The organism is Streptomyces pactum (assembly GCF_016031615.1).
Classification (GTDB): Bacteria; Actinomycetota; Actinomycetes; order Streptomycetales; family Streptomycetaceae; genus Streptomyces; species Streptomyces pactus.
Map to the genome: position 1 here is coordinate 119,942 of NZ_JACYXC010000001.1, position 15,509 is coordinate 135,450.

The window sequence follows — 15,509 nt, forward strand, 5'->3', positions numbered from 1 at the left end:
CCCGTGCGGGGCGTGCTCGGCAGGGGTACGGAGCGCTGAGCGTGCGCCTGCGGCATGGCTCCGGCCGTACGACGGCTCGTCCGTACGGCTGCCGCACCCTTTCGGCGGTTGCGCCCGTACGGCCGCTGCGTCCCTACGGCGGTTGTCCCCGTACGGCGGCTACATCCGTTCGAAGGAGCGGAAGCGCTCCCAGTCGGTGACGGCGGTGTCGAACGCCTCCTGCTCGACCCGCGCCATGTTCAGGTAGTGCTCGACGACCTCGTCCCCGAATGCGCCGCGGGCGATGGGACTGTCGCGCCACAGGCCGGCGGCTTCCCGCAGCGTGGTGGGGACGTGCTCCGCGTCGCCGGTGTAGGCGTTGCCGGTGCAGGGGCCGGGGAGTTCGAGCGCGTTGTCGATGCCGTGCAGACCGGCCGCGATCATGCCGGCGACGGCGAGGTAGGGGTTGACGTCACCGCCGGGCAGCCGGTTCTCCAGCCGGTGGGCGTGGCCGTGGCCGATGACCCGCAGGGCGCAGGTGCGGTTGTCCGGCCCCCAGGCCACCGCGGTGGGGGCGAAGGAGCCGGGCCGGAACCGTTTGTAGGAGTTGATGTTGGGGGCGTGGAGAAGGGTGAGGTCGCGCATCGCGGCGAGCTGTCCGGCCAGGAAGTGCCGCATGAGCGGGGACATGCCGTAGGGGGCGGAGTCGTCGGCGAGTACCGGGTGCCCGTTCCCGTCGCGCAGGGACAGGTGGATGTGGCAGGAGTTGCCCTCCCGTTCGTCGTACTTGGCCATGAAGGTGAGTGCCATCCCTTCCTGGGCGGCGATCTCCTTGGCCCCGGTCTTGTACACGGCGTGCTGGTCGCAGGTGGTGAGGGCGTCGGCGTAGCGGAAGGTGATCTCGTGCTGGCCGCGGTTGCACTCGCCCTTGGCGGACTCCACCGCCATGCCGGCGGCGCCCATGTCGTTGCGGATGCGGCGCAGCAGGGGTTCGACGCGGCCGGTGCCGAGGACGGAGTAGTCGATGTTGTACTGGTTGGCGGGGCTCATGTCCCGGTAGCCGCGTGACCAGGCGCTCTCGTAGGTGTCCTTGAAGAGCATGAACTCCAGCTCGGTGGCGGCGTAGGCGGTCCAGCCGCGTTCGGTGAGCCGGTCGAGCTGGCGGCGGAGTATCTGGCGGGGGGAGGCCGGGACGGGAGAGCCGTCGTGCCAGGTGAGGTCGGCGGTGACCAGGGCGGTGCCGGGGTTCCAGGGGGTGCGGCGGAGTGTGGCGGGGTCGGCCCGCATGGCGAAGTCGCCGTAGCCGCGTTCCCAGGAGGACATGGCGTAGCCGGTGACGGTGTTCATGTCGGCGTCCACGGCGAGCAGGTAGGTACAGCCCTCGGTGCCGTGGTCGAGCACCTCGTCGAGGAAGAAGCGGGCGGCGAACCGCTTGCCCTGCAGCCGGCCCTGCATGTCGGTGAAGGCCAGGACGACGGTGTCGATCTCTCCGGAGTCGATGAGCCTCTTCAGCTCCCCGGTGGACAGCGGGGGGGTGCGGTCTGCCACGGTGATGCCTCCAGTGGGGATGCGACCGGGGTCATAAGGTAGGCGTGCGGACCTTTGGTTGGGAAGTAGGGGTGGAGGGTCGGATGAACGGCGACGTGGATGTGGAGACGCCCCGGACGGACCCGGACCGGCTGGCGGCCGTGCTCCGGCCGGTGCGGGCCGGCAACGGGTTCGAGGAGGCGCTGGAGCGGATACTGCGGATCGTGCGGCTCGGCCTGGTGCCGGTGGGCGGGCGGTTGCCGGCCGAGCGGGACCTCGCCGAGCGGTTGCGGATCAGCCGGGTGACGTTGCGCGAGGTGCTGAAGGTGCTGCACGACCAGGGCCTGGTGGTGAGCCGGCGCGGCCGGTACGGCGGCACCTTCGTGTGTGCCCGGCCCGGGCCGGAGCACGGCGAGGAGGAGTTGCGCCGCCGGGTGGCGGGGGTGGACGTGCAGGACGTGCTGCGCTTCCGGGAGGTGCTGGAGGTGGGGGCGGCCGGGTTGTGCGCGGCGCACGGGCTGGACGGTGAGCGGGCGGCGCGGCTGCGGGCGGCACTGGAGGCGACGGGCGAGGCGCCGCCGGCGGACTACCGCCGGCAGGACACGCTGTTCCACCTCACCCTGGCGGAGTTGTCCGGGTCGCCCACGCTGGCGGCGCAGTACGCGGCGGTCCGGGCGACCGTCAACGACCTGCTGGACTGCATACCGCTGCTGGTGCGGAACCTGGAGCACTCGCAGCAGCAGCACGCCGCGGTGGTGGAGGCGGTGCTGGAAGGGGACGCGGACGGGGCGCGCGAGGTGATGCGGGAGCACTGCGCGGGGACGGCGGCGCTGCTGCGCGGCTTCCTCGCCGACGGCCCGGCCGGAGGGTGAGCGCGCGCCGGGCGCGGCCCGGTGCGGGACCGCGGGCACGGGCGCGCCGGGCGGCGCCCCGGGCCCCGGGCGGCGCCACGGGCCGGGCGCGGGAGAGGTGCGTGGCGCAGGGTCGCCGCCGCGTGCGCCGGGGCGGGGGGCGTGTGCGCCGTGCGGCGGGCGGGCGTGTGCACCGAGCGCCGGGGGTGATCCGGTCGGGCGCGTGCGCCGGGGCGGGCCGTGCGCGCCGGGCGGACGGAGTGCCCGCCCGGCGGGAGGAGTGCACGGCGGTGGTACGGGCGCGGCCGGTGTAGGGCCGCTGTCGTCACGGCCCGGTGCACGGGGCTTGCGCATCCCGGCCGGACACCGCAAAGGTATGTGCCCACACCTTTGCTCTCGTTGCCCTCGCGGGTGGAGCCAGGAGCATCCCATGGCCGATGGAACCGCGTCCCCCACCCCCCGCCGGGTCCGCTCCCCCGGGCCCCGGCTCCTCCACCGCCGGAGCCGGCCCCGGCACCACCGCCGGCCCCGGCACCACCTCCGACGTCCAGGACGCCTATCTGGAGCGGCGGACGCTGCGCCGGGGCAGCGCCGGGCCCCTGCTGCTCACCGGCCTGGGCGTCGCCTACGTCGTCTCCGGGGACTTCTCCGGCTGGGACGCGGGCCTGTCGGAGGGCGGCTTCGGCGGGCTGGCCGTGGCCGCCGCCCTGATGGGCCTGATGTACACCTGCCTGGTCTTCGCGCTGGCCGAGATGGCCGCGTTCCTGCCGACGGCGGGCGGTGGTTACGGTTTCGCCCGCCGCGCCCTGGGCACCTGGGGCGGGTTCCTCACCGGCACCGCCATCCTCATCGAGTACGTCCTGGCCCCCGCCGCGATCTCCCTCTTCATCGGCGAGTACGTCGAGTCCCTCGACCTCTTCGGGCTGGAGTCGGGGTGGCCGGTGTACCTGGCCTGCTTCACCCTGTTCATCGGCATCCACCTGTGGGGGGTGGGCGAGGCGCTGCGGTTCAGCCTGGCGGTGACGGCCGTCGCCGTGGTGGCGCTGGTGATCTTCGCCGGGGCGGCGCTGGCCGAGTTCGACGCCGGTTCGCTCGACGACATCCCGGTGGACGAGGACGCCTTCGGCGCCGGTTCCTGGCTGCCGTTCGGCGTCCTGGGCATCTGGGCCGCGTTCCCGTTCGGCATGTGGTTCTTCCTCGGCGTGGAGGGGGTGCCGCTGGCGGCCGAGGAGGCCCGGGACCCGGTCCGTACGCTGCCCAGGGCGATGGCCGCCGCGATGGGCATCCTGCTGCTGCTCGCGCTGGTCACCTTCGTCGCGGCGTGCGGGGCGCGGGGCTCGGCCGCGGTGGCCTCGACGGGCGATCCCCTGGTGGAGGCACTGCGGCCCGGCGGGGAGGCGACGGTGTGGTCCCGCATCGTCAACTACGCGGGGCTCGCCGGGCTGGTCGCGTCCTTCTTCTCCCTCGTCTACGCGGGCTCCCGCCAGCTGTTCGCGCTCTCCCGGGCCGGGTACCTGCCCCGGTTCCTGTCCCTCACCAGCCGCCGCAAGGCGCCCTACCCGGGGTTGCTGGTGCCCGGCGCGCTGGGCTTCACCCTGGCGGCGTGGAGCGGGGACGGCGCCCGGATGCTGAACGTCGCCGTCTTCGGCGCGACCATCTCGTACGCCCTGATGGCGCTCTCCCACATCGTGCTGCGGCGCCGTGAGCCGGGGCTGCACCGGCCGTACCGCACCCCCGGCGGCGCGGTGACCTCGTCGGTGGCCCTGGTGCTGGCCTGTGCCGCGCTGGTGGCCACCTTCCTGGTGGACCGGGACGCGGCGTTCATCGCGCTGGGGGTGTACGGGGTGGCGCTGGTGTACTTCGCCGTGTACAGCCGTCACCGGCTGGTCGCCGTCGCGCCCGAGGAGGAGTTCGCGGCACTCGCTGCGGCCGAGGCGGAGCTGGCCCGCGACTGACCGACGCCCTCGGGGGGTTGTTCCCGCGGAGGCTGTTTCCGCGGCCGCAGACCTCCGGACCGCGGCGCGGGCCCGTGCCACCACCGCGATCACCTCGTCCGTCGGCACCGGACCCCGCCGGCGCGGGTCCGCACCGGCGGCGGTGCCGGCGCGGCGGAGGGCCGCCCGGCCCGGCGGCACCCGTCTTCCGCGGGCCGGGCGCGAGCGGCGGCACCGTCCCGGACGGCACAAGCCCTGCCGCCGCCCCTTCGGACCGGCGGACCGCGCCGGGCCTCCCGCCGGGCCGGGTGCGGGGGCGCCGTGGTGATCTACGCTGAGGGCCGCGGGGCGGGTTCCCGCGACACGGGGACGGTCACGAGGGGTCTGGTTGAGCGCGCGGATACTGGTCGTCGAGGACGACGTCAAACAGGCGCGGCTGATACGGATATATCTGGAACGCGAAGGGCACGCGGTCCGGACGGTCGGGGACGGCCGGACCGCGATCGATCAGGCCAGGGCGTCGCGGCCGGACCTGATCGTGCTCGACGTGATGCTCCCCCACGTCGACGGGCTGGACGTGTGCCGTGTGCTGCGTGCCGAGTCCCGGGTACCGATCCTGCTGCTGACCGCGCGCAGCACGGAGGAGGACCTGCTGTTCGGGCTGGACCTGGGTGCCGACGACTACATGACCAAGCCGTACAGTCCGCGGGAGCTGACCGCGCGGGTACGGGCGCTGCTGCGCCGGGCCCAGGGGGCCGGGGCGCCCGCGCCGGAGGTGTTCCGGGTCGGGGGCCTGGAGATCGACACCGCTCGTTTCGAGGTCACCGTGGCGGGAGTGCCGGTGCCGTTGACCGTCAAGGAGTTCGGCATCCTGGCGGTGCTCGCCGGAGAGCCGGGGCGGGTGTTCACCCGGGCCCAGATCATCGACCGGGTGTTCGGGTTCGATCGGGATGTCCTGGAGCGCACCGTGGACGCGCACGTGATGAACCTGCGGCGCAAGCTGGAGCGCGTTCCCGGCAGCGTCCGCTGTGTGGAGACGGTGTACGGCAGGGGCTACCGACTGATGGACGGCGGGCGATGAGCTTCCGGCTGCGGGTGCTGGTGCTGGTGCTGTTCGTCGCGGTCGCCGCGACGGCGGCCACCGCGTGGCTGACGCTCCGTCAGGTCACCCAGCAGGCGCGTGAGTCGGTTGCCGTCGGGCAGCAGGAGGTGTCCCGGATCACCGAGGAGCTGCGCGCGTACGGGCTCACGCACGGCACCTGGGACGGGGTCTCCGGCACCGTGGCCGAGCTGGCCGGGGCCACCGGGCAGCGGGTCCGGGTCGTCACCGTGGACGAGGACGTGCTGCTGGCCGACTCCGACGCGCTGGCCGGCCGCACCCCGCGGAAGGCCGGCACCCGGCCCCCGGTCGTGGTCGACCCGCGACCGGGTCTGCGCCTGCCGGCCGAGGCGGTCGGCAGGCGCGGGGCCAAGCACACGGTCGTCGCCCTGGGGACCCACCGCCGGGAAGCGGCGTACGCGGCGTGCCTGACCAGGGCGGGGGCCCAGGTGCGGGTCCGTACCGACGAACTGGGCGTCCCGCGGGTCACCTCCCCGGCCGGACACGGTCCGGCCGCCGCGGCGTCGTGCGCCCGCCCCGAATGGGCCGGGCGGGCGGCCCAGGAGGACAGCGCCGCCGTGGACCGGTGCGGCTCCGGTCCACGGCCCTGGTCCCGGGCGTGCCTGGAACGCGTGTTCCAGCAGCGGGCCGCGCGGGCCGCCCCGCCCCGGCTCCAGGTCCACATCGGTGCCCTGGACGAGACCCCGGCCGGGCTGTCGGCCGCTCCGACGGTGGCCGTCGCGGTGGGCGTGGCCGCCGTGGTGATCGCCGGTGCCCTGCTGCTGAGCCGGACGGTGCTGCGCCCGGTCCGCGCGCTGACCGGGGCCGCCCGCGGTCTGGGGGAAGGGGACCTGGAGCGCCGGGTTCCGGTCGCGGGCCGGGACGAGATCGCCGTGCTCGGCCGGGCCTTCAACCGGATGGCCGGGTCCCTGCAGGCCGCAGAGGAGCGCCAGCGCCGGCTGGTGAGCGACATCGCCCACGAGCTGCGGACGCCGCTGGCGAACCTCCGCGGCTATCTGGAGGCGCTGCGCGACGGTGTGGTGGAGCCGGACGCCGAGCTGCTGGACTCCCTGTACGAGGAGACGATGCTCCAGCAGCGGATCATCGACGACCTGCAGGACCTGGCACTGGCCGAGGCCGGCGCGCTGACCTACCACCGCACCGACGTCGATGTCCGTGAGCTGCTGGAGACCTGCCGCACCGCGCACCGTCCCCAGGCGGAGGCGGCCGGGGTCGCACTGCTGGTGGCGGCGCCGGAACCGGCCTCGGTACGAGCCGATCCCGACCGGCTCCGCCAGGCGATCGGGAACCTGGTCTCCAACGCGCTGCGGGCGACGGCCGCCGGCGGCACCGTGACCCTGGCCCTGGTGCCGCACGGGGAGCTGGTCATCGTTCAGGTACGGGACACCGGCACCGGCATACCGGCCGAGGACCTGCCGCACCTGTTCGACCGGTTCTGGCGGGCCGACGCGGCACGGGGACGGGCCACCGGCGGCAGCGGTCTCGGACTGTCCATCGCCCGCCAGATCATCCTCGACCACCGGGGCACCATCGACGTGGAGAGCACCGTGGGAGCCGGCACGACCTTCACCATCGTGCTGACCGCGGGGGGTTCCGGCTGACGCGCCGCCCGGCCCTGCCCCGGCCGGGCCGGGGCCGGGGCCGGGCCGGGGCCGACACCCGCCCTTGCGCGTTCCCCGTCCCGGGCCGGACCGGGCGCCCCTGACCCCGGCCGGCGCCCCGGCGTGGGCCGGGTCGGTGGGCGCCCGACCGGTCCGGTGGCCCGACGCACCCGGGGCCGGGCCCGCAGCCGGTGCACCCCCGCGCCCGGCGCACGCCCGCGATGCGGCACACCGGCGGCCCGGCCGGGGCCGGCCTCCCGCCCGTTCCCGGCACGTCCGGTCCGACGGGGGCCCATGGCCCCGTACCGCACCGGCGGCCCGGCAGGGGGGCAAGGATCGGGTGCCCACCGGATCCCGGCGCGGCCCGGCCGGGTGCCCCGTCCGCCGGCCGCACCGTCGGCCCGACCGCACCGGTGAAGGCCGGTGCGGCCGGGAACCGGCGGGCACCTCGGCGGGAGCCCGGCGCCCGGGCGGATCCTCATGTCACCGGCCGGTGCCGCCCGTCGGCCCGGCCGCACCGGTGGCCTGTGCCGGCCCGGCAGCCGGCGAGCATCCCCGGCCCGGGCCCCACCCCGTGCGGACCCCTCATGGGCCGTTCGGCGGCCTGCCCGTCGGTCCGGCCGCACCGGTGGCCGTCCGTCAGGGGCCGGCGAGCGCCTCGGCCGGGGCCATCCGTCCGGCCCGGACCGCCGGGTAGAGTCCGGCGAGCGCGCCGATGAGGAGGGTCACGCCCACCCCGGCCGCGGTGGCCCACACCGGTACCTGGGTGGGCCAGCCCCGCGCCGTCGCGTAGGCACCGGTGATACCGGTGCCCAGCACGGTGCCGCCGAGGCCGCCGAGCGCGGAGAGCAGCAGCGCCTCGGTGACGAACTGCCCGCGGATCTGCCCACTGGTGGCGCCCAGGGCCCGGCGCAGGCCGATCTCCGGCCGGCGTTCGAGCACCGAGATGACCATGGTGTTGCCCACGCCGACGCCGCCCACGATCAGTGCGACACCGCCCAGACCGAGCAGCAGTCCGGTCAGCGCGGACTCGGCGGCCTCCCGCGCGGCGAGGGCGTCCGAGGGCCGGGACACCACCACGGCGGACGGCTTCTCCGGGTGGACCGTCGCCGCCAGCACCCCCCGCACGGCCTTGACCTGGCTGTCCTCCGCCCGGACGTAGAGGGTCGACGGATGCCCGTCGAAGGCCAGGTACGCTCGGGCCGCGGACCAGCCGACCAGCGCCGCGTTGTCGAGTTCCGGGGCCAGCGGCGCCGGCTCCAGCACGCCGACCAGGGAGAACCAGGTGTCCCCCAGCCGCAGCCGGATGCCCGGGGTGTGGACGTCCAGCCGCCTTGCCGCCTCCGCGCCCAGGACCACCGTCGGGTACTCCTCGGTGGCCGTGCCGAGCCACCGGCCGGTACGGACCCGGCCGCCCACCGCGGGGAGCAGTCCGTGTCCCGCGGCGAGGACCTCCACGCTGCTGGTGCGGCCGATCGGTATGTGTTCGTTGCGGTAGACCTTGGCGCTGTCCACCGCCCCGGTCGCCGCGGCCTGCCGGACCGGGCCGATGCGCCGGATCGAGGTCACCGCTTCCTTGGGCAACCGGGCCGACGCGCCGTCGGCGGACTCCTCGGGGGCGGCCCGCAGCACATTGGTCCCCAGTTCGTCGAGCTTGCGGTCCACCTCGGACCGGCCGGAGGCGGAGATGCCGACGACGGCGACCATCGCGGCGACGCCGATCGCGATGCCCAGTGCGGAGAGGAACACCCGCAGCGGGCGGGTGCGCAGACCGGTGCTGCCCAGGCGGATCACGTCGGCCGGGCGCAGCCGGGCGGGGCGCAGCCGCCCGGGCGCCCGGCCACGGCGCTTCCCGGGGCGGTTCCCCGGGGTGCGCCTCACCGGTCGCTCCCCGCGGCCGCCACCGGGTGCGGCGGGCGGGGTGCGGGGCCGCTGTCGGCGACGATGCGGCCGTCACGCATCTCGACCCGGCGGTCGAACGTCGCCGCCATCGCGCGGTCGTGGGTGATGACCACCACCGTGGTACCGGCCGCGTGCAGTTCCCTCAGGAGCGCGAGCACCGCCGCCCCGGCGGCCGAGTCCAGGTTGCCGGTGGGCTCGTCGGCGAGCAGCAGGACCGGCTCACCGATCACCGCGCGCGCGATCGCCACCCGCTGCCGTTCGCCACCGGACAGCTGATGCGGGAGGTGATGGGTCCGCCGGGCGAGCCCGACCCGCTCCAGTGCCGCCGCGGCCCGGCGACGACGCTCCCGCAGCGGCACGCCCGCGTAGACCGCCCCGTCCGCCACGGTGTCCAGAACCGGTGTGCCCACCGCGAGGTGGAACTGCTGGAAGACGAAACCGATGCGCTGGGCGCGCAGTGCGGAGACCTCGCGGTCGCTGAGCTCGGCGACCGCGTGGCCGTCGATGGTGACCCGGCCGGCCGAGGGCCGGTCCAGCGTCCCCATCAGGTGCAGCATGCTCGACTTGCCGGAGCCGGACGGGCCGACCACGGCGACCAGCTCGCCGTAGCCGATCCGCAGGTCCACCTCGCGGACGGCCGCCACACCGCCGGGGTAGGTCTTGCCGACCCCTTCGAACACGGCGACATCACTCACCGCGGGATCCTCACCTTCATGCCTTCGCGGACCCCAGGTCCGCTCACCTCTACCCTGCCGTCCGCGAACAGGCCGGTCTCCACCGGGACGAAGCGGCCCGGCCCGCCGGTACCGGCGTCACCGGCACCGTCGGCGAGTTCCAGACCGTGGCCGCCCTCGGCGAGAGCCACCAGCGCCGCGACCGGCACCGTGAGCACGTTCCTCCGTTCCCGGCTGACGTACCGAACGGTGACCGGCCCGCCCTCCAACCGGCCGAGGGCCTCCTGGTCGGCGAAGGTGACGACGACCTGCACGGTGGCGTTCTCGGCCGCACCGCCGTCGGTGGCCCCGGCTCCCTCCGGAGCGTCTCCGCGCGCCGGCGCGGCCTCCGTACCGATGCGGGAGACCCTTCCCTTCACCGAACGGCCGTCAGGCAGGTCGACCGTGACCTCGGTGCCGCGTTTCGCCCAGCCCATGTCCGCGGCCGGCGCGTCCACCACCACCATCCTGGAGGTGCTGGTGTAGGTGAGCGGCTCGCCGCCGGCCTCGGCGCCGACCCGTACGGTGGTGCCCGCGATCCGCACCGGGCCGGGGGCGTAGACCACGTCCCGGATGCCGACCGTGCCGGTCGGCGGCAGACCCAGGTCCTGCTGCCACCGCTCGACCGCGTCCGCGGTGAGGGACGAGTAGGTGTCGTCCACGGTGAAGCCGCCGTAGCCCAGGGCCGCCAGGTTCGTCTCGAACTGCTTGACGTCCATGCCGCGCAGCGGTCCGGCCCCACCGGCCGGGCCGTTGCCGGGCCCGGTTCCTCCGGCCGTGCCGCCGCCGGAACCCGGCCCGTCGGACCGGCCGTCGCCGGGCCCTCCGGTTGTGCCGCCGTCGGCACCGGGTCCGCCGGCGTCACCCCGGGCGCCGCCGTCACCCGCGCCCCGGGCGTCCGTGCCACCGTCGCCGGAGCCGTCGGCGGGCCGGGCACCGTCCACGGCCAGCCCCCGGTACATCGGCAGGCTGCCGTAGAACAGCACCACGGGCCGGTCGTCGACGCGCAGCAGCGTCTGGCCGCGCCGCACCGTGTCGCCCGGCTGGGGCAGCCAGGTCACCGTGCCCTCCGCCCGGACCGGGACGGGGACCTGGGGGCCGTGTCCCAGATTGCCGTCGATCTTCGTCTCGTCGGTCAGCGTGCCACGGGTGACCCGCGTCGTCCCGCTGCTCCTGCCGCCCGCGCCGTCGGAGTCCGCCTCGTCCCCGCCCAGGCCCAGGGCCCCCGCCACCCCGACCGCGGTGGCCACCACCACCACGGCACCGGCGATCAACGGCCCGCGCCTCCGCCACCGGCCGGCGGCCGTTCCCCCCTGTGCGCCGGCCGTGCCCGCCGGTGCGCCGGCCGGGTCGGTCCGCGCGTCGGTCGTGCTCACCGCGTCGGCCGTGTCAGCGGTCGGCCGCGCCGTCTCCTCGTCGCCCGGTCCCCCGGTGCTTCTGCTCATCCCTTGCCCGGCCCGGGGTCGGCGGGGAGGCCGATGATGGGGTTGCAGTGCCGGGTGGCGCGCTTGGCCCCGGCCGACGTCTGGTCCCAGACGACGTCCTCGATCCTGCCGTCCTCGGCGACGTCGGGGAAGTCGGGGGCGCCGTTGTCCTGCATACACTTCGAGAACCGCTTGTTCGTCTCCTTCTCCCGGGCCGTGAGCTCGGGCTGAAGCAACTTCTCCAGGCTCTCGGGGACGGGCGGGGCCAGATCCGCACACTTCTCCAGGGCCCGCCTGGTCTTGGGATCGGACTTCACCAGCCTGGCATCGCCCAGGTCCACCCGGCCCTTGGCGTCGGGATCGGGCGCTTCGACGCCCTCCTTCCGCAGGCACGCGACCCACGCGCGCCGCCCCTCGATGTACTCGGCGAGTTCACCGCGATCGGCCGACCCGCCCTTCGGCGCACCACCGTCCCTGGCGGACGCCACCCCTTGCGTCTCCCCGCCGCCACCGCATCCGGACAGCGTCAGCGCGGCCGCCCAGACCACTCCGGCCAGCAACACACGGCCCGCCGGACCACGCCGGCCCACACTCATCCTCATGACCCCTCAAACATTCGTGGCTGTCGCGCCCGGTCACTGCCGTGACCGGACACCCAGGAACGTAGGGCGGCCGTCATGAAGAACCGATGAAGAACCCTTCAAGAACCCGGGCGCCGGCAGCACACGGCCCACCGACGGATCCGCACCGGACCTCCGTGGAACACCTCCGGCCGGCGGCGCGCGGCCCGGCGTGCACCGTCCCGGCCGCCGGCACGCACAGGCCCAAGGCCGGGGCAGGGCGGGCGTGGTCCGACGCGGGAACCGGCGGAAACCCGGTGGCGTCCCTCACCGGCGGGGCACCGGCAGCCGCGAGCGGTGGGCCACCGGTCCGGACCCGCAGCCGGAACGGAACCCGCCCGGCTACCACCTGGCGTGAGTGGACGAAGGAGACGCGATGCCGGAGGAGCCGACGTGGCCGGAACTGATGCTGGCCTTCCTCATCCTGGCCGCGGTGCCCACCGCCGTCGGAGGGGCCGTGGTCCTCACCTTCGTCGGACTGGCGGTGTGGATCACCGCCCAGGTGCGTAGACGCCGGCGGCCACGCTCCGACGACTGACGATGCGCGCCGCCCGGAACGGCTCGCCTGTCGCGGCCGCGTGACCGTCGGCACGGTACGCACCGTCCACGGCGTCCCCCGGTTCGATGCGCTCCCGCCCGGGCGGGCCGGGAGCGGAGGTGCTGCGGACGGGCGGAGCGGGGCGCCGGGTTCCTTCCGGGCCGGGCCGCGGCCGGGGCGGCCCGGGTCCCGCGGGGCGTGGGCGGTCCGGCGCGTGTCAGATGCCGGGGCCGGGTCCGTGCTGCACCTGCACGGCGCCGGGTTCGCAGGCGGGCCCCGAGCCGGTCCCGGCCCCGCCGGCGCCTCCGTGCCTCGGGCGGGTGGCGCCGGTCGCGGCCGGTGTCATCTGCGGCTCGGGGGGCGAACGGGAGGACCGTCACCGGGCCGCTGCACCTCGCCCTGGGCATGTCCTGCGAGCCGGGTGCCGGGCGGCGCGGTTCCCGGGCCCGGGGCCGTCCTGGTGAGGGCGAGAAGGCCCGTCAGGACCACCGCGGCCACCGCCACGGCGACGGCTGCCGGGCCGGACGACGCCCGGGCCACCGGTGGACGCGTCCGGCTCACGGGCGCGGCACCCCGGGCGGAGGGACGGCGCGGTGTCCGCGACCGGCGCGCCACCGCTGCCCGCAGGCAGCAGACGGCCACGAGGGCCGTGGCGGCGAGCAGGGTGGTGCGGGTGGTGTCCTGGAGGGGGTGGAAGAGGCTGTCGTGGAAGACGGCCGCCGCCCGCCGCGTCCGGGATTCCGCCGGGACGGAGTCCAGGTAGGCGCTGCGGAGCCGGTCGAGGGCGACCAGGAGCGACGCCATCATGAGCGCCACGCCCGTGCCCAGGACGGTCAGCGTGCGCCGGCGCGCGGGTGTGGTCCAGACGGCGAGGGCGGCCAGGGCGGCGACCAGGACGGGCAGCCGGCCGCCCACGTCGTCCAGCAGACGCGTGAGGCGCTGGGCGGCGTCGAGCCGGTCGGCCTCCACCAGCACGATCGACCGGTCGAGGCCGGTGGTGGGCGGGACGTCGAATCCCGCGTCGGCCAGTTCCTTCCGCGCCGCGTCGAGGAGGGTGCCGACGTCGAGGGTGACGGTGCCGTCCCGGATCGCGACCGCGCTGCCGCCCTCGCCGGTGAGCGCCTGGACGACCGCGGTGTGGGCACGCCGGTTGGCGTCCTCCCACACCCCGGCGAACCCCTCGGTGGTCACGGCCCGTTCGACCACGCCGCGGACCACCTCGGCGATACGGGCCTGGTCCTGGTCGGACAGGGCCCTGGCCTGCTCGACCACCGACGGCGGTGCGCCGTTGCGCCGGAGGGTGGTGGCGAGCGCCGAGGTGACCTCCTCGTTGCCGGCACCCTCGGTGATCCACTCGGTCAGGCGGACGGTCAGTTCCTGCCGGACCACCGGGTCCCTGGGGATCGGGGCGACGGTCGCCACGTACCGGTCGGTGTCGGTGATGACGGAGTCCACCCAGACGGCCACGACCGCGAGCGGCGCCAGCAGGATCGCCAGGCCGGTCAGCACCGAGCCGCACACCAGGCGCAGCCGCCGGTGCCGCACAGCCGCGGGAGGCCGCGGGCACGTGGGCCCGGGCCGTGCACCGGTGCGCGGGGCGCGCCGCGCACCACCGGGTTCCGAGTTCGCGCAGGACTCCATGGGGTGCTTGTGCTCACGGATGGCCGGGGAGATCCCTCTCCCCGCGCCTCCGTTCTGCTTTTTCCTGAGCGGTTCCGCATCTCGTACCGAATGAGAGCACAACCGGCAGGAAATCGACCAAAGTTAAGCATTTGACGTCCATCTGTGGCGTTCGGGTCCCCGTTCTCCCCGCCGCACGTCCGCCTCCGGCCACCGCGGCCGAGGAGAGGCCGCCGGTGGGGGCGGTGGGGTCACGGTGCCCGTCCGCCGCGGGAGGCCGGGCACCTCCACGGTGGTCCCGGACCGGCGGAGTGCGGGGGCGCGGTGACCCCGCGCACCCCCCTGGTGGCCGTGACGGGTCTACGGCGGGCCGGGCCGCGGTCATCGTCCCCGTCGCCGGTCGGAACCGGTCCGGGCAGCGCCAATCAGAACCGGGTGGACATCGTTGCCCTCTTCGGGGGCGCGGGGAGCCGGGTCACGCGGGGCCGGCCGCGTACGGTCGCGGCGCGGGAGGGGCGCTCGCACCGGGCCGCCGCGGGAAGCCGGCCGCGGACCCGGGGTTACGGGAGCAGTTCCAGCGTGATGTGAGGGGACAGGGCGCGCAGGAAGTCGGGGGCATCGAAGATCGCGCCCGCGGCGGTGACGCCGGTGGCGAGGGTGCGGCCGGTGAGGACGCGGTCGAGTGCCTCCACCACGAGGGGGGCCGTGACCGCGTAGATGTCCCGGCCGCGGGCCACCGCGCGGCGCTCGGCGCCGCCCGACCGGACGACGGCGTCGATCAGGAAGGTCTGGTCGGACCGTCCGCTGTCGTCGGCCGCGGACGGGGCCGGCGTGTCCGGGGCCGCGACGTCACGGACGGCCTCCACCGTCATGTAGGTGGTCACGTCCGGGATGGCGAGGTGGCTGGGCACGGTCACCACGTCGGCCATCGTGAACTCCGCGACCACCGGCCGCGGGCCCACCGGCGCGGGGAAGCTCCACTCCCGCACCGGCGGGGCGTCGGTGCGGTACTCCCACCGCCCGCCGGTGAAGCGCATGCGCCGCTCGCCGCGCCGCTGCCGCGAGACCGCGCCGGAGCGCCGCGTCCCGGCGGTGGGGTGCCAGCTGCTCAGGCCGTAGGCGATGTGCGCCTCGTCGGCCCGGGTCCAGTCCCCCATGGCCGCGGTGGTCAGCAGGTCGCCCAGTCCGCCGAAGAACGCCATCGCCGGGACGATCACCGCGCTCGCCTCCCGCGCCCGGTCGGCGAAGTGCGCGAAGGTGTCGAGGTTGGCTTCGAGTTCGGCCGCCACGTCCAGGTAGGGGATCCCGGCGCGCAGGGCCGCCTCGATCACGGGTGCGGCCGTCGAGGCGAACGGCCCGGCGCAGTTGATCACGGCCGCGGTGCCGGCCAGCGCACGGTCGAGCGAGTCCGGGTCATCGACCGTCGCCACCCGGGCCTCCGGTCCGCTCCGGTCGGCCGACGCCGTCAGCCTGCCGGCGTCGCGGCCGACCCGGACCGGGACGAACCCGCGCGCCACCAGCTCCGCCACGACGAACCGCCCGGTGTGTCCGTACGCGCCGAACACCGCCACCTGCTGCCCCGCTCCCATGATCCCGTTCCTTCCGCACTCGGCCGTAGCCGGATGAACGACGCGAGACCCCTGTTGGCCCTGCCGCGTTCCGTCATGGAGAGCCTGCCGC

At 75.6% G+C, this 15,509-nt stretch carries 12 protein-coding genes; 5 read left to right on the forward strand and 7 right to left on the reverse strand.

All coding sequences use genetic code 11. The annotated features are described in order from the left end of the window. Positions 1–159 precede the first annotated feature (159 nt). Positions 160–1,527: a glutamine synthetase family protein gene (locus IHE55_RS00505; RefSeq protein WP_197987191.1), complete on the reverse strand. Its 1,368-nt coding sequence runs from the start codon at positions 1,525–1,527 to the stop codon at positions 160–162. A gap of 83 nt (positions 1,528–1,610) precedes the next feature. Here IHE55_RS00505 and IHE55_RS00510 point away from each other — a divergent pair, with 83 nt between their 5' ends. The 4 genes from IHE55_RS00510 to IHE55_RS00525 all read left to right on the forward strand — a co-directional run bounded on the left by IHE55_RS00510 (position 1,611) and on the right by IHE55_RS00525 (position 7,012). Then, a complete protein-coding gene (locus IHE55_RS00510; RefSeq protein WP_197987192.1) occupies positions 1,611–2,378 on the forward strand; it encodes a FadR/GntR family transcriptional regulator in 768 nt (255 codons plus the stop codon). A 416-nt stretch (positions 2,379–2,794) separates the two neighbouring features. Next, positions 2,795–4,312, forward strand: coding sequence for an ethanolamine permease (eat, locus tag IHE55_RS00515; protein WP_197987193.1), 1,518 nt, complete (start codon positions 2,795–2,797; stop codon positions 4,310–4,312). A gap of 367 nt (positions 4,313–4,679) precedes the next feature. Further along, positions 4,680–5,372 carry a response regulator transcription factor gene (locus IHE55_RS00520; protein WP_197987194.1) on the forward strand — a complete coding sequence of 231 codons (693 nt, stop codon included), beginning with the start codon at positions 4,680–4,682 and terminating at the stop codon, positions 5,370–5,372. Then, complete coding sequence (locus IHE55_RS00525; RefSeq protein ID WP_197987195.1) at positions 5,369–7,012, forward strand: sensor histidine kinase; 1,644 nt, start codon at positions 5,369–5,371, stop codon at positions 7,010–7,012. Before IHE55_RS00520 ends, IHE55_RS00525 begins: the two co-directional genes overlap by 4 nt. Positions 7,013–7,651: 639 nt before the next feature. Here IHE55_RS00525 and IHE55_RS00530 read toward each other — a convergent pair. The 4 genes from IHE55_RS00530 to IHE55_RS00545 form a co-directional block, all read right to left on the reverse strand. Continuing rightward, a complete protein-coding gene (locus tag IHE55_RS00530; protein ID WP_307826426.1) occupies positions 7,652–8,893 on the reverse strand; it encodes an ABC transporter permease in 1,242 nt (413 codons plus the stop codon). Beyond that, the gene (locus tag IHE55_RS00535; RefSeq protein ID WP_197987196.1) at positions 8,890–9,609 is read right to left on the reverse strand and encodes an ABC transporter ATP-binding protein; all 720 of its coding nucleotides are present in this window, start codon (positions 9,607–9,609) and stop codon (positions 8,890–8,892) included. The genes IHE55_RS00530 and IHE55_RS00535 overlap by 4 nt, the downstream gene beginning before the upstream one ends. Continuing rightward, a complete protein-coding gene (locus tag IHE55_RS00540) occupies positions 9,606–10,901 on the reverse strand; it encodes a peptidoglycan-binding protein (protein ID WP_307826427.1) in 1,296 nt (431 codons plus the stop codon). Before IHE55_RS00540 ends, IHE55_RS00535 begins: the two co-directional genes overlap by 4 nt. A gap of 167 nt (positions 10,902–11,068) precedes the next feature. After that, on the reverse strand, positions 11,069–11,614 hold the full coding sequence (locus IHE55_RS00545; RefSeq protein ID WP_307826428.1) for a hypothetical protein: 546 nt from the start codon (positions 11,612–11,614) through the stop codon (positions 11,069–11,071). A 433-nt stretch (positions 11,615–12,047) separates the two neighbouring features. Between IHE55_RS00545 and IHE55_RS00550 the strand changes: the two genes are divergently transcribed. Further along, positions 12,048–12,209, forward strand: coding sequence for a hypothetical protein (locus IHE55_RS00550; RefSeq protein WP_197987198.1), 162 nt, complete (start codon positions 12,048–12,050; stop codon positions 12,207–12,209). Positions 12,210–12,551: 342 nt separating this feature from the next. On the opposite strand, the gene IHE55_RS00555 is transcribed toward IHE55_RS00550, so the two are convergent. Together IHE55_RS00555 and IHE55_RS00560 are read right to left on the reverse strand one after the other, a co-directional pair. After that, positions 12,552–13,754: a hypothetical protein gene (locus IHE55_RS00555; RefSeq protein WP_197987199.1), complete on the reverse strand. Its 1,203-nt coding sequence runs from the start codon at positions 13,752–13,754 to the stop codon at positions 12,552–12,554. A gap of 635 nt (positions 13,755–14,389) precedes the next feature. After that, entirely contained in the window at positions 14,390–15,418 is a 1,029-nt protein-coding gene (locus IHE55_RS00560) for a saccharopine dehydrogenase family protein (protein WP_197987200.1), read from the reverse strand. Positions 15,419–15,509: the final 91 nt, after the last annotated feature.

Coding starts and splice junctions, on each gene's coding strand:
- IHE55_RS00550 (WP_197987198.1), top strand. CDS start 12,048: ATGCCGGAGGAGCCGACGTGGCCGGAACTGATGCTGGCCTTCCTCATC.
- IHE55_RS00560 (WP_197987200.1), bottom strand. CDS start 15,418: ATGGGAGCGGGGCAGCAGGTGGCGGTGTTCGGCGCGTACGGACACACC.
- IHE55_RS00525 (WP_197987195.1), top strand. CDS start 5,369: ATGAGCTTCCGGCTGCGGGTGCTGGTGCTGGTGCTGTTCGTCGCGGTC.
- eat (WP_197987193.1), top strand. CDS start 2,795: ATGGAACCGCGTCCCCCACCCCCCGCCGGGTCCGCTCCCCCGGGCCCC.
- IHE55_RS00510 (WP_197987192.1), top strand. CDS start 1,611: ATGAACGGCGACGTGGATGTGGAGACGCCCCGGACGGACCCGGACCGG.